Annotated in this window: 21 protein-coding genes and 1 pseudogene; 13 read left to right on the top strand and 9 right to left on the bottom strand. The window is 48.3% G+C overall.

The window, feature by feature from the left end:
* Positions 1–10: 10 nt before the first annotated feature.
* The 7 genes from hisF to hisG form a co-directional block, all read right to left on the bottom strand.
* Complete coding sequence (hisF, locus tag ACN0TT_RS03385; RefSeq protein ID WP_417760732.1) at positions 11–808, bottom strand: imidazole glycerol phosphate synthase subunit HisF; 798 nt, start codon at positions 806–808, stop codon at positions 11–13.
* A complete protein-coding gene (gene hisA, locus ACN0TT_RS03380; RefSeq protein ID WP_417760731.1) occupies positions 790–1,527 on the bottom strand; it encodes a 1-(5-phosphoribosyl)-5-[(5-phosphoribosylamino)methylideneamino]imidazole-4-carboxamide isomerase in 738 nt (245 codons plus the stop codon). The genes hisF and hisA overlap by 19 nt, the downstream gene beginning before the upstream one ends.
* Entirely contained in the window at positions 1,524–2,204 is a 681-nt protein-coding gene (gene hisH / locus ACN0TT_RS03375) for an imidazole glycerol phosphate synthase subunit HisH (protein ID WP_417760730.1), read from the bottom strand. Before hisH ends, hisA begins: the two co-directional genes overlap by 4 nt.
* Positions 2,204–3,271 carry a bifunctional histidinol-phosphatase/imidazoleglycerol-phosphate dehydratase HisB gene (gene hisB / locus ACN0TT_RS03370; protein WP_417760729.1) on the bottom strand — a complete coding sequence of 356 codons (1,068 nt, stop codon included), beginning with the start codon at positions 3,269–3,271 and terminating at the stop codon, positions 2,204–2,206. The genes hisH and hisB overlap by 1 nt, the downstream gene beginning before the upstream one ends.
* Before the next feature lie 61 nt (positions 3,272–3,332).
* Positions 3,333–4,379 (bottom strand): histidinol-phosphate transaminase, encoded by a 1,047-nt coding sequence (gene hisC / locus ACN0TT_RS03365; protein WP_417760728.1) that lies wholly within the window; start codon positions 4,377–4,379, stop codon positions 3,333–3,335.
* The gene (hisD, locus tag ACN0TT_RS03360) at positions 4,376–5,698 is read right to left on the bottom strand and encodes a histidinol dehydrogenase (RefSeq protein ID WP_417760761.1); all 1,323 of its coding nucleotides are present in this window, start codon (positions 5,696–5,698) and stop codon (positions 4,376–4,378) included. The genes hisC and hisD overlap by 4 nt, the downstream gene beginning before the upstream one ends.
* Positions 5,699–5,703: 5 nt before the next feature.
* Complete coding sequence (gene hisG / locus ACN0TT_RS03355; protein ID WP_417760727.1) at positions 5,704–6,603, bottom strand: ATP phosphoribosyltransferase; 900 nt, start codon at positions 6,601–6,603, stop codon at positions 5,704–5,706.
* Positions 6,604–7,044: 441 nt separating this feature from the next.
* Between hisG and ACN0TT_RS03350 the strand changes: the two genes are divergently transcribed.
* Together ACN0TT_RS03350 and ACN0TT_RS03345 are read left to right on the top strand one after the other, a co-directional pair.
* The gene (locus ACN0TT_RS03350; RefSeq protein WP_417760726.1) at positions 7,045–9,012 is read left to right on the top strand and encodes an ATP-dependent DNA helicase; all 1,968 of its coding nucleotides are present in this window, start codon (positions 7,045–7,047) and stop codon (positions 9,010–9,012) included.
* A 511-nt stretch (positions 9,013–9,523) separates the two neighbouring features.
* Positions 9,524–9,823, top strand: coding sequence for a hypothetical protein (locus ACN0TT_RS03345; protein WP_417760725.1), 300 nt, complete (start codon positions 9,524–9,526; stop codon positions 9,821–9,823).
* A 233-nt stretch (positions 9,824–10,056) separates the two neighbouring features.
* Here the strand turns inward: ACN0TT_RS03345 and ACN0TT_RS03340 are convergent.
* Positions 10,057–10,359: pseudogene (locus ACN0TT_RS03340) on the bottom strand (group II intron maturase-specific domain-containing protein); the annotation flags it as partial.
* Between the two features lie 221 nt (positions 10,360–10,580).
* Between ACN0TT_RS03340 and ACN0TT_RS03335 the strand changes: the two are divergent.
* The 8 genes from ACN0TT_RS03335 to ACN0TT_RS03300 all read left to right on the top strand — a co-directional run bounded on the left by ACN0TT_RS03335 (position 10,581) and on the right by ACN0TT_RS03300 (position 21,087).
* Positions 10,581–10,889 (top strand): hypothetical protein, encoded by a 309-nt coding sequence (locus ACN0TT_RS03335; protein WP_417760724.1) that lies wholly within the window; start codon positions 10,581–10,583, stop codon positions 10,887–10,889.
* Between the two features lie 111 nt (positions 10,890–11,000).
* A complete protein-coding gene (locus ACN0TT_RS03330) occupies positions 11,001–11,741 on the top strand; it encodes a nuclear transport factor 2 family protein (RefSeq protein ID WP_417760723.1) in 741 nt (246 codons plus the stop codon).
* Positions 11,742–11,828: 87 nt separating this feature from the next.
* Entirely contained in the window at positions 11,829–12,905 is a 1,077-nt protein-coding gene (locus tag ACN0TT_RS03325; RefSeq protein WP_417760722.1) for an RES family NAD+ phosphorylase, read from the top strand.
* Between the two features lie 356 nt (positions 12,906–13,261).
* Entirely contained in the window at positions 13,262–16,330 is a 3,069-nt protein-coding gene (locus tag ACN0TT_RS03320) for an AAA domain-containing protein (protein WP_417760721.1), read from the top strand.
* 505 nt (positions 16,331–16,835) lie between these two features.
* Positions 16,836–17,093: a hypothetical protein gene (locus ACN0TT_RS03315; RefSeq protein ID WP_417760720.1), complete on the top strand. Its 258-nt coding sequence runs from the start codon at positions 16,836–16,838 to the stop codon at positions 17,091–17,093.
* Between the two features lie 406 nt (positions 17,094–17,499).
* Entirely contained in the window at positions 17,500–19,977 is a 2,478-nt protein-coding gene (locus ACN0TT_RS03310; protein WP_417760719.1) for a M1 family metallopeptidase, read from the top strand.
* A gap of 52 nt (positions 19,978–20,029) precedes the next feature.
* Positions 20,030–20,503 (top strand): DUF6702 family protein, encoded by a 474-nt coding sequence (locus ACN0TT_RS03305; protein WP_417760760.1) that lies wholly within the window; start codon positions 20,030–20,032, stop codon positions 20,501–20,503.
* A 242-nt stretch (positions 20,504–20,745) separates the two neighbouring features.
* A complete protein-coding gene (locus ACN0TT_RS03300) occupies positions 20,746–21,087 on the top strand; it encodes a hypothetical protein (RefSeq protein WP_417760718.1) in 342 nt (113 codons plus the stop codon).
* A 374-nt stretch (positions 21,088–21,461) separates the two neighbouring features.
* Here ACN0TT_RS03300 and hemB read toward each other — a convergent pair whose 3' ends face one another.
* Positions 21,462–22,469, bottom strand: coding sequence for a porphobilinogen synthase (hemB, locus tag ACN0TT_RS03295; RefSeq protein ID WP_417760717.1), 1,008 nt, complete (start codon positions 22,467–22,469; stop codon positions 21,462–21,464).
* A 309-nt stretch (positions 22,470–22,778) separates the two neighbouring features.
* Here hemB and tsaB point away from each other — a divergent pair, with 309 nt between their 5' ends.
* The 3 genes from tsaB to ACN0TT_RS03280 all read left to right on the top strand — a co-directional run bounded on the left by tsaB (position 22,779) and on the right by ACN0TT_RS03280 (position 24,553).
* Entirely contained in the window at positions 22,779–23,492 is a 714-nt protein-coding gene (gene tsaB, locus ACN0TT_RS03290; protein WP_417760716.1) for a tRNA (adenosine(37)-N6)-threonylcarbamoyltransferase complex dimerization subunit type 1 TsaB, read from the top strand.
* An 85-nt stretch (positions 23,493–23,577) separates the two neighbouring features.
* The gene (locus ACN0TT_RS03285; RefSeq protein ID WP_417760715.1) at positions 23,578–23,871 is read left to right on the top strand and encodes a hypothetical protein; all 294 of its coding nucleotides are present in this window, start codon (positions 23,578–23,580) and stop codon (positions 23,869–23,871) included.
* On the top strand, positions 23,864–24,553 hold the full coding sequence (locus ACN0TT_RS03280) for a M50 family metallopeptidase (protein ID WP_417760714.1): 690 nt from the start codon (positions 23,864–23,866) through the stop codon (positions 24,551–24,553). Before ACN0TT_RS03285 ends, ACN0TT_RS03280 begins: the two co-directional genes overlap by 8 nt.
* The last annotated feature ends 33 nt before the right edge of the window (positions 24,554–24,586 follow it).

The following is a 24,586-nucleotide window of genomic DNA, read 5'->3' as shown; positions in this document are numbered from 1 at the left end:
AATCCTGTTATTAAGCGATGCGTTGATGGCGATCATCAGCGCGGATGCAGATCTGTTGTTCACGTAGATACTGCTTCAAATCGGGGATGGGAATGATGCCTTTGTGGAATACGCTGGCGGCGAGGGCGGCGTCCACTTGGGCTTCAACAAATACGTCGCGGAAGTGTTCCATTGCACCGGCGCCGCCGGAGGCAACTAATGGCACATCACACACTGAACGCACTTTACTCAGTTGCACTAAGTCATAGCCTTGGCGCACGCCATCAGAGTTCATGACGTTTAATACGATTTCACCACAGCCTTGTTTCTGCGCTTCTTCCACCCAGTCGAGGGTAAACCATTGAGTGTCACGGGTAGCGGCTTCATCCCCGGTAAACTGCTTCACTTTATAGCTGCCACTGTCGGCATCAAAGAAAGAGTCGATACCCACGACCACACACTGACGGCCAAACTCGTCGTGTAAGCGACGGATCAAACTTGGGTCTGACAGTGCAGGGGAGTTTACTGAAATCTTATCGGCACCAAAGGCGAGGATCTCGCGCGCTTGCTCGATGGTTTTAATGCCGCCAGCCACACAAAACGGAATATCAATCCGTTCAGCAACACGGCTCACCCATGACTTATCGACTACGCGCTCATGGGCACTGGCAGTGATATCGTAAAACACCAGTTCATCGGCGCCTTCTTCGGCATAACGTTGTGCTAATGGCACAATGTCGCCGACAATTTCGTGGTTACGGAACTGCACGCCTTTAACCACTTTGCCTGCTTTCACATCGAGGCAGGGAACTATGCGTTTGGCCAGCATGTGATTGCCTCCTGTACGCTGAATTGATTGGTGAGTAACGCTTTGCCAATAATGATGCCACTGGCGCCGCTGTCGCGCACTGCGGCGACATCGTCCAAGGTGGCTATACCGCCCGATGCTTGCCATAGGATTTCTGGAAACTTCTGTGCCAGCTCCTGATAGAGTGAATTGTTAGCGCCAGTCATAGTGCCGTCGCGACTGATATCGGTGACTAAAGCGTGCTTGAGTCCAACTGGGGCATATTCTGCCACCAGTGATTCCAGCGTTTTACCGCCGCCACTTTGCCAGCCGTGAACCGCCACGATTTTTTCACCCTCAGCGTTAATGTTCACATCGAGCGCCAGACAAATTGCCTCAGCACCAAAACGGACAAACCAGCTTTTTACTAGCTCAGGTTCGCGCACCGCCAGTGAACCAATGACCACTCGCGATACGCCGCAGGCCAACAGTTCTTCCACTTGCTCGATTGAGCGAATACCGCCGCCAACTTGCAGTGGGGTGTTTAAGCCTGCTGCCAGCTCAGCAATCAACTGAGTTTGGCGTTTGGCAGGATCTTTAGCGCCAGTTAAATCCACTAAGTGCAGTTGCTTTGCGCCTTGCGCTTGGTATGACTGCAATTGTGCTAGCGGGCTTAAATCAAACGTCGTTTGTTGGCCGTAATCTCCTTGGTAGAGGCGTACTACTTGGCCGTCAATCAGATCGATTGCAGGAATGATCATGCCACACCTCCGATCACGCTAGCGTTATAGGCGGCCAAGCTATCGCTATCCATCTTGAGAAAGTTGGCTAACATTTTGGCGCCTACCGCAGCGCTTTTTTCAGGGTGGAATTGCAGCCCCATGAAATTGCCATCGGCAATCGCCGCACTAAATACTTCACCATATTCACTGGTGGCAATGCTGTATTCGCTCACCGGCGCGCAGAATGAATGCACAAAGTAGACAAAATCTCCGGCATTGATGCCATCAAGCAGGGGATGTACTTGGCCGTTTTTGAGCACTGGCGTTAATTGGTTCCAGCCCATGTGCGGCGTTGGCAAGTTTTGCGTATCGAGTGCGCGCACTTCGGTAGGAATGAGCTCAAGGCATGGCGTATCCGCAGCAATGGCACCTTGTTCGGTGGATTTGCTAGTCATCAACTGCATACCGAGGCATACGCCCATCACTGGTTGAGTTAAGCCTTTTACGAGTTCAACCAGATTTTTCTGTTTCAGCGACGTCATCGCCGCCGGGGCACTGCCCACACCGGGCAGTACCACGCGGGTGGCCGCTTTAATGGCATCAGCATCGTCAGTCACTAACACATCAGTGCCTAAACGCTCAAACGCAAAGCGTACTGAACTCAAGTTGGCACAGCCTGTGTCAATGATAACGGTCGCTGCTGTCGTCTTAGTCATTACAGCACTCCTTTACTTGATGGCAGCGCGTCGCCTTCTACTTTGATGGCTTGGCGTAGTGCACGGCCCAGCGCTTTAAATAGCGCTTCCACTTTGTGGTGTTCATTTTGTCCGGTACAACCAATGTGCAGTGTACAACGCAGACCATCAGCAAATGAGCGGAAGAAGTGTGGCACCATTTCGGTGGCCATACCGCCGACCGCATCGCGCTCAAATTCACCCGTGAACTTAATAAAAGGGCGGCCAGAGAGATCCAGCAAACATTCACCGCTGGCTTCATCCATCGGTAAGCTAAAGCCAAAACGGCCAATACCGCGTTTGTCGCCTAATGCCTGACGCAGTGCATCGCCCAAGGCTAAGCCGGTGTCTTCTACGCTGTGGTGGTCGTCAATGTGCAAATCGCCTTGCACTTGCACGCTGAGGGTGAAATTACCGTGGGTAGCGATTTGATCCAACATATGGTCAAAAAAGCCGATACCCGTATTGATGCTGTTGCCACTGGCGTTATCTAAATCGACCTTGACGCGAATATCCGTTTCTTTCGTGGTACGCACCACTTCCGCTTGGCGGCCTCGATTCAGCAGCTGTTTGCAGATCTCATTCCAGCCCAGAGTTTCACGATCGTATTGGAAGCTTTTCAGCCCCATCGCATCAGCCAGTTGTACATCAGTAATGCGATCGCCAATGACGGCGGAGGTGGTGAAGTCCACTTTGCCGCCAGTGAGGTAATCTTTCACTAAGCCGAGTTTCGGCTTGCGGCAGCTGCAGTTATCGCCTGGGAAGTGCGGGCAGATCAGTACATCGTCGAATTTCACGCCTTGGCTTGCAAAAATCTGCATCATCAGTGCATGTGGTGCATCAAAATCCGCTTGAGGAAATGAATCTGTGCCCAAGCCATCTTGGTTAGATACCATCACGAGGCGATAACCGGCTGCCATCAGTTTTAACAGTGCAGGAATGGCTTGTGGCTCAAACGCCAATTTATCGAGGCGATCTAACTGTTTGTCAACGGGGGGCTCTTCCACTAACGTGCCATCACGGTCGATAAAAAGAATTTTCTGAGTCATAGGGTATTTACCTTTAGTGCCGCTGAAGCGGCTTCATTGTTCTATTTAGCCATTGTGTGGCTTACGCTAAAAGCTGCTGCAACACCGTGATAATTTGGTCGGTTTCGCGTTCGTTAGTAAAGCTGAAACGGATGGCGTCCACCAAGCGCGGATCGCGATAGGCGCGCGCGACTATGCCCGCATCTTTTAAGCCGTTGCTGATCTTGGCAATATCATCAAAATACACCAACAGGAAGTTAGCTCCACTCGGTACGACCTTAGCGCCAAGGTCGGTTAATGTCGCAGCTAAGCGTTGTCCTTGTGCTTTTAACAGCGCAACATCCGCCAACATATTGGTGATGCCGTCATCACTGAGTGCTTGTACCGCTAAGGTCGATACTGGCAGAGGGACTGGATACGGCGCAATCACCAACATAATGATGTCGATGATGTCAGTGCTTGCCATTAAAAAGCCACAACGAGCGCCAGCTAAGGCAAACGCTTTTGACAGCGTGCGTAAAATCACCAAGTTAGGGTAGCTTTCAAGCAATTTTGCCACGCTGTTTTCTGGGCAAAATTCGATGTAGGCTTCGTCTACAACGACCAATTGGTCGGGCAGTTGTTGCAGTACCTGCTCGATACGCTCAACGCTTAATACTGTGCCAGTTGGATTGTTAGGGTTGCAGATGAACACCAATTTGCAGCCTTTAACACCGCTGATATCGCTCGGCAGTTGATAATCTTCGCTTAAGTTCAGCGCATTTACCCCAACATTGAAGGTTTTAGCACTGATGCTGTACATGCCATAAGTTGGGCCAAAAATAGCGATGCTATCGCGGCCGGGAATACAAAAGGCACGGATCAGCAGTTCAATCGCTTCATCGGCACCACGACCACAGACGATGTTGGCCGCTGGAACATTGCTGTATTTGCTATACGCTGCAATGAGCTCCGGTGGTTGGCATTCTGGGTAGCGGTTCAAGCGCGCTAACTCAGTGCGGTTAAATGGGCTTTCATTGGCGTTGATCCAGATATCACCACGGCCACCAATACGGCGCGCGCTTTGATAGGGTTCTAAATCTAACAGCTCAGGGCGCGCAAGGCGCTGCGCCAAATTCAGGTTGCTCATTTCAGTTGCTCCGACCAAGTAGTCGCTTCGGTTTCAATGGTTTGTAAACGCAGGGCTACCGCATTTTTGTGGGCATCTAATTGCTCGGCGGCCGCTAAGGTCATCACCGCTTGCCCTAAATTTTGTAAGCCAGTGGCGGACAGTTCCTGCACGGTAAAACGGCGTGAGAAATCTGCCAGACTTAGGCTAGATACGGTACGGCTATAACCGTAGGTTGGCAGCACGTGGTTGGTGCCACTGGCGTAGTCGCCCACCGATTCTGGCGTAAAGCGACCGAGGAATACCGACCCCGCTGCACGGACATATTTGAGCACTTCACGTGGTGCTACTGTTTGTACAATTAGGTGCTCAGGGCCATATAGGTTGGAAACCGCTGCCGCTTGTTGCATATCATCAACCAGCAGCGTACGGCTGCAAGATAGCGCTTGGGTCGCAATCTCGGCCCGTGGCAGTTGGGCTAGCTGTTGCTCCAGCTCCACTGCAACTTGGGCGGCCAGTGTTTCACTGTCGGTAACGAGCATAACTTGTGAATCGGGGCCGTGTTCGGCTTGTGATAATAAATCAGCGGCGATAAACGCAGGTGACGCGTCTTTATCAGCAATCACCAATACTTCTGACGGGCCAGCCGGCATATCAATGCTGACGCAGGCGCGAGAGTCTTGTGACACTTGGCGTTTAGCTTCAGTCACAAAACGGTTACCTGGGCCAAAGATTTTGTCGACAGGCTTAATGGTTTCAGTACCAAAGGCGAGGGCGGCGACCGCTTGTGCACCACCTGCTTGATAGATTTCATTCACGCCGCATGCGGTGGCTGCGTAAACAATTGCATCATTAATCGGCGGTGGGCTAACCAACACACGGCGCTCACAACCAGCGATTTTGGCAGGCAAGGCCAGCATCATTACGGTGGAAATCAGTGGCGCACTGCCACCGGGAATATACAAACCTACCGCTTCAATGGCTTCTGTGCGCAATTCGCAACGGATGCCCGGCTGGGTTTCTAACGAAATCGGCGCAGGCTTCTGTGCGGTGTGAAAAGTGTTGATGTTGCGCATTGCCTGTTGAATGGCGGCTTTTAACTCGTCACTGACACGGTCACAAGCGGCGTTAATTTCGGCTTCTGTCAGTTGGATATTATCTACATCAGCCTTATCAAAGCGGGCGGAATAATCACGCAAGGCGTTGTCGCCGTTGGCAATAACAGTGTCGATAATCTCACGCACGGTGACTTCTAACTGTTGGTCACCTACCAGTGGTGAGCGGGTTAGCGCAGCTGTTTGAGCTGCACTATCCAACTGATTCCAATTAAGCAATTCCATCGCCATTACCCCATCATTTTTTCAATCGGCATCACCAGAATTGAAGTAGCACCTAAGGCTTCCAACTCTTCCATGGTGTCCCAGAATAGGTCTTCACTGCTAACGGCGTGGATAGCAACGCGGTTAGTGTCATCGTTTAAGGGTAATACGGTAGGGTTTTCCGCACCCGGCAGCAGTGACACAATCTTGTCCAGCTTGTCAGTTGGTGCGTGCAGCAGAATGTATTTACTTTCACGAGCGCGGATTACGCCATTGATGCGGCTCATCAGTTTGTTAATCAGTGCTTGTTGTGCTGGGTCTTGCGTTTGATTGGATTGGATTAAACAGGCCATAGAGCGGAAGATAACATCGGTTTCGTACAGACCGTTGGCTTCGAGCGTGGCACCCGTTGACACTAAGTCACAAATACCATCAGCTAAACCTGCGCGGGGGGCAACTTCCACTGAGCCTTTCAACATACAATCGCGATAAGCAATGCCTTGTTGGTTCATGTAGCGACGCAGCAGGTTAGGGTAGCTGGTGGCCAAACGCATGTTGGCAAGGCTTTGTGGACCGTCATATTCGACTTCATTTGGCACCGCCAAAGACAAACGGCAAGCGCCGAAGTCGAGTTGACGTAGTTTGTTCACTTCAGCATTTTTACCCAGTGCTTCGCGTTCTAGCTGCTCTTCTTCCAGTACGTTTTCACCCACAATACCGAGGTCAACCACACCGTCCATCACCAAGCCCGGAATATCATCGTCTCGTACCCGCAGTAGATCCAGCGGCATATTATCAGCGTGCGCGATAAGGCGTTGTTCGTTAACGTTAAATTTTACCCCGCACAGCTTGAGTAACTGCTGCGATTCTTTTGATAAACGTCCAGATTTTTGGATGGCGATTCTGATGCGTTTCGTTGAAGTCATTATGGTTGTTCCCCTGATTATTGATTCGTAAATTTGGCCCAGATAACAAAAAACCCCCGGAATTCCTTCCGAGGGTTATAAGTGATCTTGAATCAACCGCCAGAAGGAATGTACCTTCGGCAGTCAGCTCCGAAGGCTACCGCTTATGATGGTGGTGATGGTTGCCGAACTGGAACTGAGTCATTAACTAAAATCCTGTTATATAAACTTAACTGACTTTGCAATTAAGTGAAATTCTTTGGTGTTTACTGCTAAGCAGCAACAATGTGTTGGTAACGGTAATCTGTTCAAACTGAATTTGCAAGCCCCAATTTTGTATTTTTTAATGATGAGTTTATTGGGCGGTATTAGCTGGGCTTGTGTTATGCAACAGGTGATTAGCACTTGTGGTCGCCACATAAAAAGCGATAATTCAGCACAGCAGTTATTACCAAGCTTAGTTTGCTGGAGTTATCTATCCGTCGCTTGCAACAAGAAGTATCGCGTATCTTCGCCGAAAATGGCGCGCTCGCCAGCGGTGTACGCGGTTACAAAATTCGCCATGAACAAGTCACCATGTCGCAGGCCGTTGCGGGGTTATTATCGAGCACGCCACTGTTTGATAAACCCACTAAACCGCTAGTGTTGGAAGCGGGTACTGGCGTGGGTAAAACGTTTGCCTATTTGGTGCCAGCACTGTTATCTGGTCAGCAAGTGATCATTTCTACCGGCAGTAAAAACCTGCAAGAGCAATTGTTTTATAAAGATATTCCCGCCTTGCTCGACTTGCTGCAAATCTCCCCTAAAGTGGCGTTACTTAAAGGCCGCAATAACTACTTATGCCAACTGCGATTAGAACAACAGCTTAACGGCGCGCAATCGCTCGATGAACGGGTACTAGATGATCTACTGCGCATTCAGCTGTGGTCAGCTGCAACCTCGGACGGCGATCTCGGCACCATCGCCAGCGTGTCGGAACAATCTCACGCCTTGCTGCTGGTGGCCTCCACCAAAGAGAGTTGCACTGGTAAACGTTGTCCGCATTACGACGCCTGTTTTACTCGCAAAGCGCGGCTCAGAGCGATTGATGCCAAGCTAATTGTGGTCAATCACCACCTGTTTTTTGCCGATTGGGTGTTAAAAGACACAGGATTTGCCGAGCTGCTGCCGGATGCTGATGCGCTGGTGTTCGATGAGGCGCACCAACTGCCCGATATTGCGGTGAGTTATTTTGGTCAGCAGTTATCGCTTAACAGCTTGTATCGCATGCTCGAACGCATGGAAAAGCTGTATGAAGCCGAGTTTCGTGATACGCCACAACTGGGCGAGTTAATTCGACGGCTAATGACCCGTCTGCGTGATTGGAGCGCTAGCTTAGTTAATCGAGATATGCTCGATTGGCGCATGGTGCTGGCGGATAAAACCCTCGCCAGCCAAAGCTGGCAACTGTTGGATGAATTTCACACCCTTGAGCGCGTGTTGCTCGGCAACGTAGGTCGCCACGATGATCTCGACGACTATTTTGAAAAGTGGCAAGAACTGACCAGTAAATTCAATCATTTTTTGGCTTGTGATAACCCACAAGCGGCGTACACCATTGAGCCGAGTAAAGACCTGCCGTTGCTAAGAATGGCGCCCATTGATGTCACCAAAGAGTGCCAAGCACTGTTTAATGATGAGAAAAAATGGGTGTTTACCTCGGCCACCTTACAGGTCAACCGCTCGTTAGCGCACTTCAGTAAAGGGCTGGGCTTAAAAGAGTGTGACGAACTTATTCTCGACAGTCCGTTTAACTATCAACAAAACGCGCTGTTTTGTGTACCACGGCAACTCGGCGACGTGCGCAGTAATAGCGATTATCAGTTCAGCCGCTGGGTAGAGATCTGCATGCAGGCGATCAGTGCCGCCAAAGGCCGCACTTTTATTTTATTTACCAGCCATCGCATGCTCGAAAAAACCGCCCGCGCGCTGCAAGGCCGTTGTCACTATCCGCTATTAGTGCAAGGCACTGCCAGTAAACAAAGTCTGTTGAAAAAATTCCGCCAACTCGGTAATGCTGTCCTGCTTGGCACCGGCAGTTTTTGGGAAGGCGTTGATGTGCGTGGCAAACTGCTATCGTGCGTCATCATCGATAAGCTGCCGTTTGTCTCACCCGACGATAATCTGTATCGCGCCCGCGCCCGCGCCAATGCTATCAGCCAACGCGGTGGCGATCCGTTCCGTGATATTTCCCTGCCACAAGCGGTGATTGCACTCAAACAAGGTTTCGGTCGACTAATCCGTGATGAACAAGATGCTGGCGTGCTCATCCTGTGCGACAACCGTATCGTTAATCGCGACTACGGCGCCGCGTTTTTGAACTCGCTGCCGCCAATGGCTCGCTCGCGGGATATGGCACGGGTGGTGCATTTTTTGGAGCAAATCAAATGATTTTCATCATTTGATTTGTGGGGGCGGTGGTGTTGGCTGTTTGTTTTCAGGTTTCATGTTGGAGGTATTGTTGCCTGCAAACTTTTGCGTAGTTAATTGCCTGCAGCAGGGACATGCATGGATGCATTAATGCCGTGGAGGACAGGACGTCCGAGAACGAATTATGTGCATGCAGCCATGTGGCACGATGTGAATCCATCCTTGGAATCTCAACGCCTGCTAATTAAATCCATGTAATTAGCCAGCTCGCCATCCTTAGCTCGCGCTCATAAGTACATCGCTACGCGATATTCGCCTTGCTGGCGACGGCCACAAGTCCGCATGTGCTGGGAATTCTCGGCGTTATCCTGTGACATTTGTGTTTGTTGAAGATGGATCAGAGTAAAGCATTTTTGCCCATTTCCTTGTCACACATGGCTGGTTAAGCTTCGAATGAAGCTAGCCAGTTGACCAAATTTTAGTAATGCAACAAAGTGATATGGTATTGGGAAGCTTAGGAGGGACTAGTTCAGTGAATGTTGCTCAAATATACAAGAAATGGGATATTCCTTTTATCTTGATAGGTTCAGGAAAAGTGGTTCCTAGAAGTTACGCAATTCGTGTCATTGAAAATATAATCAACGATGGATTTGTCTTGTTAGGGTACGACGCTTTTGCGGTTTTAGCTGATGGGAAACGTTGTCCTGTGATCGACTCAGATGCTTCATTTAGTAGAGCACACCAACCTTCCGCTCAAGATATTGGAAACTCAATTAAGGACGATCCTCCTGAAATTTCACATTATGAATTTGTTTTCATGGCAGAAGAATAATTGGAATGTGTCTATTGCCCCAAAACGACTTAACTCGGCATTTTCCTGTAGTCAAAGTTGGAATAGAACTAATTCTGGACGACAAACTGGAGATGATTAGACGCCGCCAAAAATTAGAAGAAGCTAGTAAAGCTATCCATCAGGCAGGTGTTGAAATTGGACAATGAAACTAATCGGGTAGCCGGAGGTATCCAGCCCCACACCCCCCTGTATGCGGTTCCGCACAGGGTGGTTCATTTAGAATAGTGAAGCGCGATCCAACCATCTCGCAGTGAATAAAGCGCTTCGGATGTTAAGTAATCAAGTGATAACGGCTGATTGATCCCCGGAGATTTTGCACTACGCCATGGCCCTTTGCTGGCAATACCACACGCAACTGCTGCTTGAACATGCACACCCAGTCTTATTAAGTTTCGTACCTTGGTACGCGGTTTCCGCCACTGACGCCAGTAGGCCATTCTTACTCTGCGCCGAATCCAATGATCCAGTTCGACACATCGCTGATATCCACTGGCGATAGCAAAGTAATTGACCCAGGCTCATATGATGTTCTTGTTCATCAGCTCGCAGACTTGCTCGCGGCTTCCTCCAGACAAGACCTCGTGGTTTTGCCCTTGCCATTCGCTAGTAGTTAGCGTTCAATAACAGTTAGTTAATTGAACGGTGGTCTTCCTACAGAGGACTTTCACCTCAATGAGTTCATACCCATACTAGGCGTTCGCTGGTAAGCGGAAGATTCACTAGAAAAGGATTATCTATGTTTAAAGAACCGATAAAATCATCATTTGCAACGGTACAAATAGGTGTGGCCAAGGCGGATGGTAAGCTGTCATTGACGGATACAGAGGTTGTTTTTGTCCCATTTAATGAGCAGCTTGGCCTCGGCCCTTACCATATCAAACGTGATGAAATAAAGTCAGTGATTCAAGATGTGGGTAAGGGGGGGGGGATCATTCCGATCACAACCGATGCGATTCGAATCACTTTATCAAATGAGTCGACGTTTGTTTTTATCACGGCTAATCCGAAACAATGGGTCGAAATTTTCAGTGAAATTACCGGCTAACAAGGCGTTACAGTGGGGCTTGGCACGCTTGGCATTTTCAATTTGCGTTTGGTTTAGTGGTCACGCGTTGCCAGCCCTTAGGCTGGCGTTGAACTGTAAAAAGGAGCTACGGTGGGAAATAATAGGGAAGTTCAAGTTCTGGAAGCTGAAGAATTATTGCGTAAAGCGATGCTTGAGTCTGACACCGTTACCTTAGACAAGCTATTGTCAGCCAATCTAATATTTACGAATCATTTAGGTCAAATCCTTGGCAAAAAAGATGATTTAGAGGCACATAAATCAGGTTTGTTGCACATATCCAATATTTCTGTCGATGATCAACAGATTAAATTACAAAAGGATACAGCGGTTGTGTTTGCCAAGGTAACAATCAATGGTAACTATGATGGTAATCCAGCGAATGGAACATACATGTTCACCCGAGTTTGGCAAAATACAGAAGGTAATCACTGGGAAGTAATAGCTGCTCATTCCAGTGTGCTTAGCGTTAAAAGTATGAAGAATGAATACGCACAATATATGATCTCTTGGATCGAAAAGAGCGATCCGCAGTTTCACCCCCCAATTTCTGACTGCTATGGCACACTGAAAGCGTATTGGTTAGATTCGGGCGTGGACTTCAACGAAGATGAAATGAAAGAGAGGCTGTGGTCATGGGTAGATGGTAATGGTGGGCCAAGAATAACCAGCGACAAAGAAATGGCTTTAGCTCGTATGGTTTTATGCCTCGCCTACAAAGATAAAGAAACCATGGATGAACTCAAAGATGTAGGGTTCTTCGAAGATTTATTAGAACAGTATGGGTATGCTAGGTCAGAGATAAATCGCATCTATGAGCAGCAAAACTTTTAGCAAGACCAGACGCAATCGCCCACTTCGTAGGCTGGACCTGCGTGCTCCGGCCAGTGCTGGCGGTGTTAGGTGAATAGGGATTTGAGCATGACTGAAGATATAGAGCATGATGACTTGCCCGTTCTTTGTTCCGATTGCTTCAAGGACGAAGGGCTAAAAATTGATGCGTCCAAGAGTGGTCTGGAGTTAGAAGAGCCATGTCCAAACTGTGGAAGCCTAAAAGGGCGTAAGCTTACGAAAAAGCATATTTTAAGCGTCGCTTGGAGATTCTTTGTAAGCGGGACAACCATACGATGTCAATATGGTGCAGCTCCAGTTATACAATTCAATGAGCATCAATATGGCAAGAGCGATATGTCACCTTCTCCGTGGCTTAAAAATGACATCAAATTAATTGAAGACGCTGCGGGGATTGGATTCTTCCATTATGGCCCCCGCCTTTGGATGGTTGGCGACGTCGAACCTCTCAAGGCCTTAGAGGATGTTAAGACGCGTCAGAACATCGTTGACCGAATAATAAATGAGTACCCAGAAAGAACTCTCGCCAAAAACGAGAGGTTCTATCGTCTTCGTGTTAGTCCAAATCGTCCAGATGATCCGCTTGAATATGACAGTCCGCCTGTTGCCCTTGCGGGTAAAGGTCGCTTAGATTCAACCGGATTCCCAGTCATGTATGGGTCACAGGATATTGACGTCTGCATCCACGAATGCCGCGCCGCAGCGGAAGATGACATTTACGTGGCCACTCTGGCGCCACTCCGTAATTTGCGCCTCTTAGATTTGACCCATGTTTTAGAAGAAACATGCACAGAATTCGAAAGTCTAGATATGGCAGTTCATATGCTATTTCTCGCGAAGTCTCATTCATACGAAATTTGTCGCGCGATTGCGTTAGCTGCGAGGCACGCTGGATTTGATGGTGTAATTTACCCTTCATTTTTCAGTTTAATTCGCACAGGGGGACATCCGTTCGAGACATCCTATGGCCTTTCCTTACGTCGATATCATCCAGAGCGAGAAAAATATGCTCAGGTATACACGATTGAAAACTTCGCATTGTTCGGGCGTCCACTGGAAAATGGTTTGGTGAATGTTGAATGTCTCAATCGATTGGTTCTCACTCGGGTAGGATATCAGGGACATTTTGGGCCAGTCACATATTAGTATGCAGCGAAATAGACAATATTTGCTAAGGTTCTAAGAAATTAAATATCCGTGATTATTTTAGGAATGATAGGTATATCGTTGTGGATAACAACTTGCTTTCGGCACATCAAATCACCTAAAAATTTGCTGTATGCGGGCCCAACTACGCGCCGCAAGCTTGTGGTTTGCTGTGCAAACTTTACCACATGCGTGCTCTGCTCCCGTTGGGCCGGTAAGCAAGGCGTTATGTGTATAGTCATGGCCACTGACTGAATTTAAAGTACGCCTGCTTTCCTGAGCGTATTCGTGAACTGAAATCTGTAACGCCCCTTAGATTATTTGGGGCAATAAAAACTACATAGTAAGAGCTGGTAATGACGTTGTATTTCAAAAAAATTAGTCGCTATTTTCGCCAATCATTGATCGACACCGACAGGCTCTGTCCTGAAGATAGGGATATTATTCCGGCGTTGGGGGCTGAAAAAAAACAGGACCCACAAGCCGATTATGTAGCTCTATCTACTAACCTTTGGCAGCAGGGGCAAGTCGATCCCAACTTGGCTGAGCAAATCATTGAAGCGCATCAACCTAAAAACAAGCCACCTCTAAAGCAGCTAGAAATTGTGATCTTCCCCCGTGTCGATCACCTCAATTATCAGGGCGGAGAAAGTGACAAGCGAAAACGCCGCGTATTGATGCCCTTAGTTGTGTTTGCCAATTTACTGCGTGATGGTAAGTTGCAGCCAACCAATAAAGCACCCTGGATACCGCGTATCTGGATTGGTCCAACCCAAAGTGCCACGCAGCCTTTCACAGAAATGGGCTTACTGGATGCATTTTTTACTCAGCACCCATTTGAAGGTATGGACAACTGGTCGCAGCTCACGGCTTATTGCACCAGACTGTTGTGCAAAGCAACCGGTGAAACTTACCGTGAAGCCAGTGATAAACGACCTGCTACACAGCTGAGTGAGCTGGCTATATCACCCGAATATTCATTAAGCGACCAGTGCTTATTGCAGTTGAATACGCCCGTTGTAGGTGCGAAAAGTAAGATGCTAAAGGTGCTTGACTTTATGATAGAGCATGGGCGCTTCCCCAAGCTCTATCAGGTATACAGTAATCGTAATGGTTCCAAGCTAAGAGCGCATATTGATAAACAAAACAGTGCAGAACTAGCGAAACAACATGTGGGCCAGATGTCGGGGGAGTTTCCGTTATCCGTTAAACAACGCAATGCACTGCATCACTTTATTGAACAAAAGTCAGGTGAGATTCTGGCAGTAAACGGGCCACCGGGTACGGGAAAAACAACCTTGTTGCGCTCGGTTGTCGCTAATCTCTGGACACAAGCGGCACTGAGTCAAAGTGACGCGCCATTAATAGTTGCCACCTCAAACAACAATCAGGCTGTAACAAATATTTTGGAAAGCTTTGCTCGAATTGACGAAACAGGGTTAGATGAATGCCTGAAAGGCCGCTGGCTACCAGAGGTAGACAGTTATGGTTTGTATTTCTGTTCAGGTTCAAAAGCTAACCCAAATAACTCTTATCGCTACGCTGGCCCTAAAGGCGAAGGGTGTATGGAAAGATGGCAAACTCAGACCTTTGTCATTGATGCACAACAACATTTCCTTGCTAAAGTCAAAAACTGGAAGCAACGTGAGTGTAAGAGTGTTGATGATGCGTTAACTACCTTGCACAAAGAAATGTGCGCAACTCAGCATAAGATCAGGCTGGGTTTTGACTATTTAGAAGCCTGGCAGTTGGTTTTATGTAACATTGAAAAGCAATATGGCTCACTGGAATCACTAAAGACACGCATTGCTGAGACCAAAGCCGCCATTACCGAACATTCTTTGACCTATAAACAAGAGAAAGCTCTACTGGATGCGGTTTATAACCTTTGGGAATCGCGAAAATGGTGGGTCTCTTTATTGATGTGGTTGCCCATGATTCGTAAGCAAGAATCACGTAAGACAGCGCGATTGCTGAACCAATGGGACAAGGTGCTCGGAGTTTTCAGCGATGATGAGGTTGAAGTGGCGCTGAACCAACAAATGGCGGGAATCCGTACCCAAATCAGCCAACTGGAACAACAGCTCTCAAAGGCGGAAGACTGTTTATCGCATTTTCAGTTGCAGCAGGAAAATCTCAATACTTGGCTTGCACCAGCAGAAACGCAGACGCTGTTTAGCAAAACAATGCCCGAGCAAGTAGCGGAGCTGAATGACCGTTACTACCGTTTCCGCCTGTTTAAGTTGGCGACGCACTACTTTGAAGGGCGTTGGCTAAAGGAGACCAGAGCTTTTGTTGAAAGCAATGATCAAGACAAAAAATCACCATTTAAACTACTACGCAAGCTCCGACGCTATGCCAAGTTAACGCCTTGCTTTGTCTCTACCTTCTATATGGTACCAAATACATTCATGGCGGGAGAGTTTAAAGATGAGAGTTGGACAGACCTGCCGCAGCTAGAAGAGATTGATTTGCTTATTGTGGATGAAGCAGGCCAAGCCCTACCAGATATCTCCGCAGCCAGTTTTGCGCTAGCGAAACGGGCAATAATAGTCGGAGATACTGACCAAATAGAACCAGTATGGAGCATTCCTGCCAGTGTCGATCGCTCTAACTTGGCCCTGTTCAAACTATTGGAAGATGAGCAAGATTATGAACGATGGCTAGGCAGTGGCATGCTGGCAAGCAGTGGGAATGTGATGCGACTGGCGCAAAGGCAATGTCACTATCATCAGTTTGACCAACTGCAGCGAGGTCTATATCTCACTGAACACCGTCGCTGTTTTAACGATATTATAAGTTATTGTAACGACTTGGTGTATCAGGGAATACTAGAGCCTCTTCGTGGTAACGTTAAGCACGACGTTCCTTGGGGTACAATGACCTTACAGTCTGTTTATTCGCCCTCTCAATCGTTTGGTGGTAGTCGAGGTAACTTTGGAGAGGCAGAAGCGATTGCTCAGTGGTTGGTGGCACAATATGACGCGCTGCTGACCTACGCAAGGCAACAAAATAAGGAATTTCAAGCCATGGACGATGCCGATGTGCTGCGTCTTACTGTCGGTATTATCACGCCTTTTAGCAAACAGGCTGGCTTAATTCGCGCTGAGCTCCGAAAGGTAGGTATTGAAGGATTGACCGTAGGCACCGTGCATAGCTTGCAAGGAGATGAGCGCTTGGTTGTACTGTTTTCTAGCGTATACGGCGAAAACAATAAAGATAGCAGTAAATTTTATGACGCTGGTCCGAATATGTTGAATGTTGCCGTGTCCCGGGCGAAAGATGCATTTATAGTATTTGGAAATCCGAATGTGTTCGGAGCGAATGTCGCAGGCTCGCCATCAGGCTTATTGAGGCAACGCCTTGTATTAAAAAATGATATTCCAAGAGCAGAAAAAGCAAACTATTCGCTTTCAGTTGGGTAAACACATAACAATGTGCAGCAGTTCGCAGCCTTTAGTTGTCGAACTCGCCCGCTCTCCGCTGTACAAGGAGTTAACCCATTGATATTTCTATCCGAAGTAAGCGCATTAGAGTTAGGGCTTTAACTCAGAAATGTCCAAAAACTCGTTGCTAACGCGGAGTATTTTAGGCCAGTACCATTCCTATTTTGGGCGCCTCTGGCGGCGCGTGTTTAGTTTCAAATGACGCCATCGGGCGATGGCCTATTCGCCGCATCTTCCTATGACGACTATATTGCTGTAGTACTATTCGTCAGTGTGTTAGGGCTTCTGGGACGTCTATGGCGTTAAAAAGGTCGTGCGAATGTCTGATGGTGAGCTGAATAAACCCAAATTGCTGATTGTTGACGATGTGGCTGAGGACTAACAAATACGCTTCCCCAGCTAGGGGCTATGGGTTACAACACTTGCTTGGCGTCGTCAAACGCCTTTATGCTGAGCAAGTATTTGACAAGGAGTTAGCAAAATAATGTCAGTTGTTTTACCTCAAGGATGGGCCTCAGTTTCAGTGCCAGCCAGTTCGACCATGCGTGCCTACCAAAAAACCTATGCTGATGGTTTAGATGTTGTGTTGAGTATTGAGCATAGCGATAACGTGTACCAATTGTGGTCGTCGGTAGAGCATCGTTGCTCTGGGCCGGTAAAAAATATGGATTCTGCCCATACGCAACTTGATACCGCGATAAACGCGGCGGTAGATGAAATGGTTGCATGGGATAAAGCATAACGCGGGTGAGTTAAAACGTATGGCTTAGCATTACGCCGTGTTAGACTTGGCTGGTAGCTGCGGATGTTAGCTGGCTTAATCTTGACCTTGTATAAGCGGAAACACATCAGCCATACACAGATATTTATCCGCGCTTATTATCGAATCGTTGTTCTTTTTCTTGCCAGATGATGTCGCTGCGCGTTTCTACGGTGCTGCACTGAATTATCAACCCACCAAAAAGATCGTGGACATGTGATTGCTATGCTGCGCGAAGCTCTTCGCTAGTGTGGTGACAAATTACACTAGCTATTGCCATTCTGTTACAAATTAGTTACCCCTAAACCCCGTAAATTCGGCCTGCTAATGTTAAAAATGTTATAACATAGCGCTCTTTATTTAAGCCCCTGATTGAGAAGGACACTGAATGAGAGCGCGAAAGACGCATCTGCTTTGGTTAGCGCCAGTAGTTGGTTTACTGGGTAATATTTCAGCAACCCATGCTGCAATTCAACAAACAAAAGGCGACTTCGAAGATAAGTTTCGACAACTTGATGAAGTGCTGCCAACCCCAAACGTCTACCGTAATGCGGCTGGCGAAGCCGGGCACCAATACTGGCAACAACAAGTTGACTACGTGATTAAGGCGCAGCTCGACGAGAACAAACGCCGCATTGACGCCACTGAAAGTATTACTTATCACAACAATTCACCTGACACGCTGAGGTACTTGTGGATCCAACTAGATCAAAATAAGTTCCGCCCTGATTCTATGTCCGCGCTGACCGATACCTTTGGTGGTAACAGTGGCCGCGGCCCAGCCTCGCAAGTTGCTAGCAATGATAAACCGGCAAAGCTGAGTTTGAGTGCATTGCGTCGACAACATTTTGTGGCCGATCATCAGCTAGGCTTTCAAATCAATGCCGTTAAAAGTGACGGTGATGAGCTGCATTACGTGATCGTAGGCACCTTGATGCGGGTAGATTTGGCCTCGCCGCTAAAGTCCGGTAAATCGGTGAAGTTCTCAATCGATTATGGCTACAACATTGTTGAAGAAGATGCGGTATCAGCCCGCTCTGGCTACGAGCATTTTCCTGATGACAAGCGTGAAGGTGGCAACGATATTTTCTTGTTGGCGCAATGGTTTCCACGGTTAGCGGCTTATACCGATTACGAAGCATGGACCAATAAAGAGTTTTTGGGACGCGGCGAGTTTACCTTGGAATTTGGTAACTACGATGTGTCGATGACCGTACCTGCGGATCATATTGTGTCGGCGACCGGTGTGCTGCAGAACCCGAAAGATGTACTGACTAGCACTCAGCGCGATCGTCTTGAGCAAGCTAAAACCGCCAAACGCCCTGTCTTTATCGTGACCGAGGAAGAAGCGCTCGAAAACGAAAAAGCGGGTACCGATAAAACCAAAACTTGGCACTTTAAAGCCGACAACGTGCGCGATTTTGCTTGGGCATCTTCACGCAAATTTATGTGGGACGCCAAAGGTATTGAGCAGGGCGGTCCGCAAAAGCATGTGATGGCGATGTCGTTCTACCCGAAAGAGGGTGGCGATTTATGGAAGAAATATTCCACCGAAGCCGTGGTGCATACGCTGGATGTGTACAACCGTTTCACCTTTAACTATCCGTATCCAACGGCACAGTCGGTAAACGGTCCGGTAGGCGGCATGGAGTATCCCATGATCTCCTTCAATGGCCCACGTACTGAGTTGCAAGACGACGGCTCACGCACTTATTCCTTATCTGAAAAACGTTTTCTGATTGGGGTAGTGATCCATGAAGTAGGGCACAACTATTTCCCGATGGTGGTGAACTCTGACGAACGCCAATGGACGTGGATGGATGAAGGGCTAAACAGCTTCTTGGATGGCGTGGCTGGTCGTGAATGGGACCCAGATATCCCGTGGGGCGTAGAGCCGCGTGATGTTGTAGGTTACATGAAAGGTTCATCACAAGTGCCGATCATGACGCAATCCGATTCGGTACTGCATTTAGGGCCAAATGCTTACACCAAACCAGCGGTAGCGCTCAATATTTTGCGCGAAACCATCCTTGGCCGTGAGCTATTCGACTTTGCCTTTAAAGAATATGCGCAGCGCTGGATGTTTAAACGCCCAACACCATCCGACTTTTTCCGCACCATGGAAGAAGCCTCAGGCGTGGATCTTGATTGGTTCTTCCGTGGCTGGTTTTACACGACCGATCACGTCGATATCTCTATCGACCGCGTTTATAAGCTGCGTTTAGATACCAAAAATCCTGATATTGATTTGCAGCGCCAACGCGAAGCGGAAATGGACAAGCCGCTGTCACTCACCGATGAGCGTAACCGCAATGAAGGCCGCAAGTTGTGGGTAGAACGTTTTGAAGATATTAAAGACTTCTACGACGACAACGACCAATACACGGTGACCAATAAAGACCGTAACAAGTATCAAGAATTCCTGAAAAAGCTGAAACCATGGGAACGCGATACGCTGGAGCGAGCGGTACGTGAAGATAAAAACTACTACGTGATGGACTTCAGTAATCTGGGCGGTTTGGTCATGCCAATTCTGTTGGAAATGGAATTTGCTGACGGTACCAAAGAGTCGATGCGCATTCCGGCAGAGATCTGGCGTCGCAGCCCGAAAGCCGTGTCTAAGTTGATTGTTACTGACAAGGATAAAGAACTTTTAAGCGTAACCGTCGATCCTCGTTGGGAAACGGCAGATGTGGATGTAGAAAACAACTACTACCCGCGTCGCATTATTCCTTCACGCATTGAAGCTTACAAAGACAAAAAGAGCGAAAGCCGCGTCAACATGGATCTGATGCAAGACAGCAAAGCGGAGTTAAAGACCGAGTCAGAAGATGAGTCCAAAGACGAGGCAAACAATGACGAATAAGCCAACGCGCCTTATTCATCGGAGTTTACAGCTGAGCTTGGCATTGTTGCTGATGCTGGTGACGCAGCTTGCGGCTGCGCACCAAATCAAAGCGGCTATCACCACAGTATTGTTTAACACGCATACGCAGAATATTGAGGTGATGCACCGTTTTAATCTGCACGATGCCGAGCATGCGGTAAAAGCACTGTTCGACAAAAAGGCCGATATTCTTGGTGATAGTGCAACTCAGCAAGCATTTGCTGATTATGTGGCCGAGCGGTTTGCGTTGTTAAATGCCAACGGTGAACCGTTGATGCTTAACTCGGTGGGCTACGAAATTGAGGGCAAGTTTTTCTGGGTTTATCAGGAAACGGCGCAACCGCCAGAGCTACGTGGTTTAACTGTTCGCCATGATGCACTACGCGATTTGTGGCCAGCGCAGATTAATACCCTCAACGTTGAAGGACATGGTGACATCAAAACGCTGACATTCCGCGATAACGTGGAACTGCTCAATGTTGAGTTTGATGCGCAGCCTAATTAAGACGTAATGTTTGCGGGTAAAATTACCACTGTTTAACGCCAGTCAGCGCTTTACTGACTGGCGTTTTTAATGCGTAACAACCGTGTTGAGCTTACTGGCGAAGACCTGCTTTTGGTGTTATCTGGCCTGCGTATGATTCAATAAACGCCAACGCACGATGTGCTAGTCAAGTAGGGTGAGCTAGGCTAGGCTATAGTACATGTTCACTATGTTTATCAATACTGTTGACGAATATCGCCTTTATGACACTGCAAAATAGCACGGCCAATAAGTTTTGTATTACGGTTCTGTACCGCGTCGAGCCCGGTTGCTTAGGGCCTGCCGGTATGGACTATATCGAAGCGTTTTGTGCCTACGCGCAAACCGAGTTTGAAAAGCTGGCCTATGACGCCATGAATTGGTCGATAGCGCCTCGTTACGACAAAACCTTGCCGGAAATTCAATATCAGTTGGCGGGCAAAAGTCTTTCCAAAACCCAAGCCACGCTCTATTTTACCAAGAAAGGTCTAGAACTTGAGCGTTTTGAAGAGCTCCTAGAACTCAAAATCGCCGACTTAATCGAAAAACATTTAGGGCGGCATTAAATTTCATTATGGCTGGCTTAATGACACAAGGAGTTCGTAAAATGGATGTAAGTTACGCAGTAAAACAAAGTGCCAAAGGCTGCGTGGGCGGTGTCATTGGCTATTGGCTTAATAAGTGGCTGGCAATATGTCACGTTGCCATACACATTGCTTGTTGCTGGTGGCATGTTCGGGGTGTTGTTTGGGGGTTATATGTGGAAGAGTAATAAAGCCTCATTCCGTGTAATAGACAATCATACCAAACACTAAAGTTAATGATTAACCACAATAAGTGGATTCAGTTGACCTTCTAGGATATATGCTTTAGCAGTAAAGATAGCGTATTAAAAAAGCAGGCTATGCCTGCTTTTTTGGTGTTTGAGTCTCACTCATGGTTAAGCTTTTTTGTCTTCCGCTAACCATTGGGCGAACTGCTTGGTGTAGTAGCTCACAATCACGCTGGCGCCGGCACGTTTGAAGGCGATAAAGCTTTCAGTCACGATGGCGCGTTCATCAACTGCACCTGCCATAGCGGCAAACTTCACTGAGGCATATTCACCACCCACGTGGTATGCCGCCAGCGGCAAGTCAGTGCGATCACGCAGACGTGCCAGTACGTCTAAATAGGGCAGGCCGGGTTTCACCATCAGAATATCTGCGCCTTCTTGTTCGTCGAGCATGGCATCAACCAATGCTTGGCGGCCGTCAGCGCAATCCAGTTGATAACCTTTGCGGTCGCCTTTCAATTCACTGGCAACGGCTTCACGGAAAGGACCGTAGAATGCTGAGGCAAATTTGGCTGAGTGCGCCAGAATGGATACGTTCTCATAACCCGCAGCATCCAAACCATCGCGCATCGCGCGGATTTGGCCATCCATCATGGCTGATGGTGCCAGCATATCGGCACCCGCTTTGGCGGCGCATACAGACTGTTTAACCAAGTTTTCTACGGTGACATCGTTACATACATGGCTGTGACCATCGATGATGCCGCAGTGGCCGTGGTCGGTATATTCGCAGAAACAGATATCTGGAATGACCACCATGTCAGGCGCAGTAGCCTTGATGGTTTTGATCATGCGTGCCAGCAAGCCGTCATCATTCCAAGTATCGCTACCTTGGGCGTCTTTATGGTGAGAAATACCAAAAGGCATGATGTAGCGCACGCCCAGTTGTTGCAGCTCTTTGATTTCCGCTTCAAGCATGCTTTCAGGGAAACGACTGATGCCCGGCAGGGTTTTAATCTCTACCGGCTCAGTGATGCCTTCTTCAACGAAAATACAATGGATTAAGTCGTCCAAGCTGATGTGGTTTTCACGCACCATGGCTCGTAAAGGCTCAGAGCGGCGCAAACGGCGCATACGGCGTAATGGAGCGACAAATTTGGTTTGGCTATCTGACATGAGCTTTCCTTAGTTAAAACTGCTGCGGCCCGCGCAGGCGAAAGGCGTACTTTACTTGAGATTGCACCATTAGAGTGTGCTTCTATAGCAAGTGCTGACAATATAGGGGGTTTACTTAAGCAAACTATGAAATCGATCACAAATGTTTTGTTGTGATCCCTCGGTGAGTACTTGTTAGCTGCACAAATCATCAACAGTTAGCATGCTCGAGGGCAAACTCCGGCCATTGGAATCAATGGGTTTGGTGGTATGATTGCGACGTTTTTTTATTTGCCACCGATGTCGGCACCAAAAAAGGTTTAGTGATACATGAGCTCCAATGCTTCCAGCTTGCCAGTGATTCTGGCACTCGACACTTGTACTGAAAATTGCTCCGCGGCACTGAAAACCGCTAACGGCCAGTGGCATGAGCGGGTAGATGCGCCGCGTGAACATAGCCAGCGCTTATTGCCGATGGTGCAAGGTTTGCTGCAACAGGCGCAATTGAGTATGGCGGATGTGGGGTTGATTGCTTATGGCCGCGGGCCCGGAAGCTTTACTGGTATTCGGATCTGCACCTCAATGACGCAAGGGCTAGCGTTGGCGCGCGAAATTCCGGTCATTGGTATTTCTACGCTGGCGGCGATGGCGCAACAAGCGATTAGCGAACATGGGGCTGAGCAAGTGTTGTGTGCCATTGATGCGCGTATGGGCGAAATTTATTGGGCGGCCTATCAAGCTGTTAATGGTATGGCGGTGGAAGTTGCTCCAGAGCAGGTTTCTGCGCCGGAGGCATTAGCCGTACCATTTGAAAATGCCAAACCGATCTACTGTTGCGGTACCGGATTTGAAACCTACGCCGATTTGCTGCATATTAACCCGCAGTTAACATTGCTTGACGCCGTGAAATATCCCGATGCCAATGCTATGCTTGCTCTGGCTGAACGCGGCTTTAATGCTGGCGAAGCAACTTCAGTTGATGAGCTGAAACCTGTGTATTTGCGTGACACCGTGGCATGGAAAAAGCTGCCAGGCCGCGAATAAACTCAGCGGGTTGGGTGTGAACGATTCATGCCCACTACCGCAAAAAGATGTGTGGTAGTTAACGTGCGAATGGATTAAGACAACTATGGCAATCTCACCAGTTTCGATTAATAACACGCCGAGCTTGACGCAAGCTGTGGCGGGCAATCGTCCTGCTGCGCAGCGGGAGAAGGTGATATCGCCAGAAATTACCGCTGAACAAGCCACACGTTCGATTACCATTGATAGTGATGTGGTGGATGCAAAATACCAAGCTAGCCTTGAGTATGACAGCGACACCAATGCCCACTCCAAGGCCATTTCTCAATATCTGTTAACGCAACATGCCGATCAACGTGACACCATTTCCAGCATGGTGGGCGTCGACGTCTATGCCTAGTTCTCTTCCATCTGCTGCTGAACACCGAATTCCTGGCCGTGGTCAATTCATTGTTGAATTGATTGTGGCGCTGATTTTGTCCCGCGCACCTTATATCTCGATCCCGTTTAAATGGTTGGAGTGTTACTTCCACGAACTATCTCACGCATTAGCCACACTACTTTCGGGTGGGCGCGTGGATCATATCGAGCTCTTTAGTAACGGCGCTGGCTTGTGTTTTTCCAGCGGTGGTTGGCAAACGTTTATTGGTTTTAGCGGCTATGCTGGTGCCGCTGGCTGGGGGGCACTGCTGTATTTTCTTGCCTGTAGCCGTTATGCCGCTAAATCGGCTTATGCTTTGATGGGCGCAGGTGTGCTGTTCACCATGCTGCTATGGGGCAGGGATGTGCTGACCATTTCCATCATGCTTGCGCTCGCTGTACTGTTTTTATTGCCGCTGAAGTTTTATCGCACTGTGATTATGCGCGGTAGTTTGCGCTTAGTGGCACTCATTGTGTTACTCAACGCCTTATCAAGCCCAGCGGTGTTGCTGGGGATCAGCGTTCGCAGTGATGCCAGTAACTTAGCACAGCAAACCTTCATTCCAGCTTTCGTTTGGGTGCTGCTGTGGTTTACCTGTGGTCTGCTAGCGTTAATGAGCTGCTGGTGGCGAATTAACCAAGCGCGTGCAAATGTTGAATGACATCAGTTTTTGTGAACATAAATTATATAAATC

Source organism: Shewanella sp., from assembly GCF_048265805.1.
Taxonomy (GTDB): domain Bacteria; phylum Pseudomonadota; class Gammaproteobacteria; order Enterobacterales; family Shewanellaceae; genus Shewanella.
This window is presented reverse-complemented; position numbering and strand designations above follow the sequence as displayed.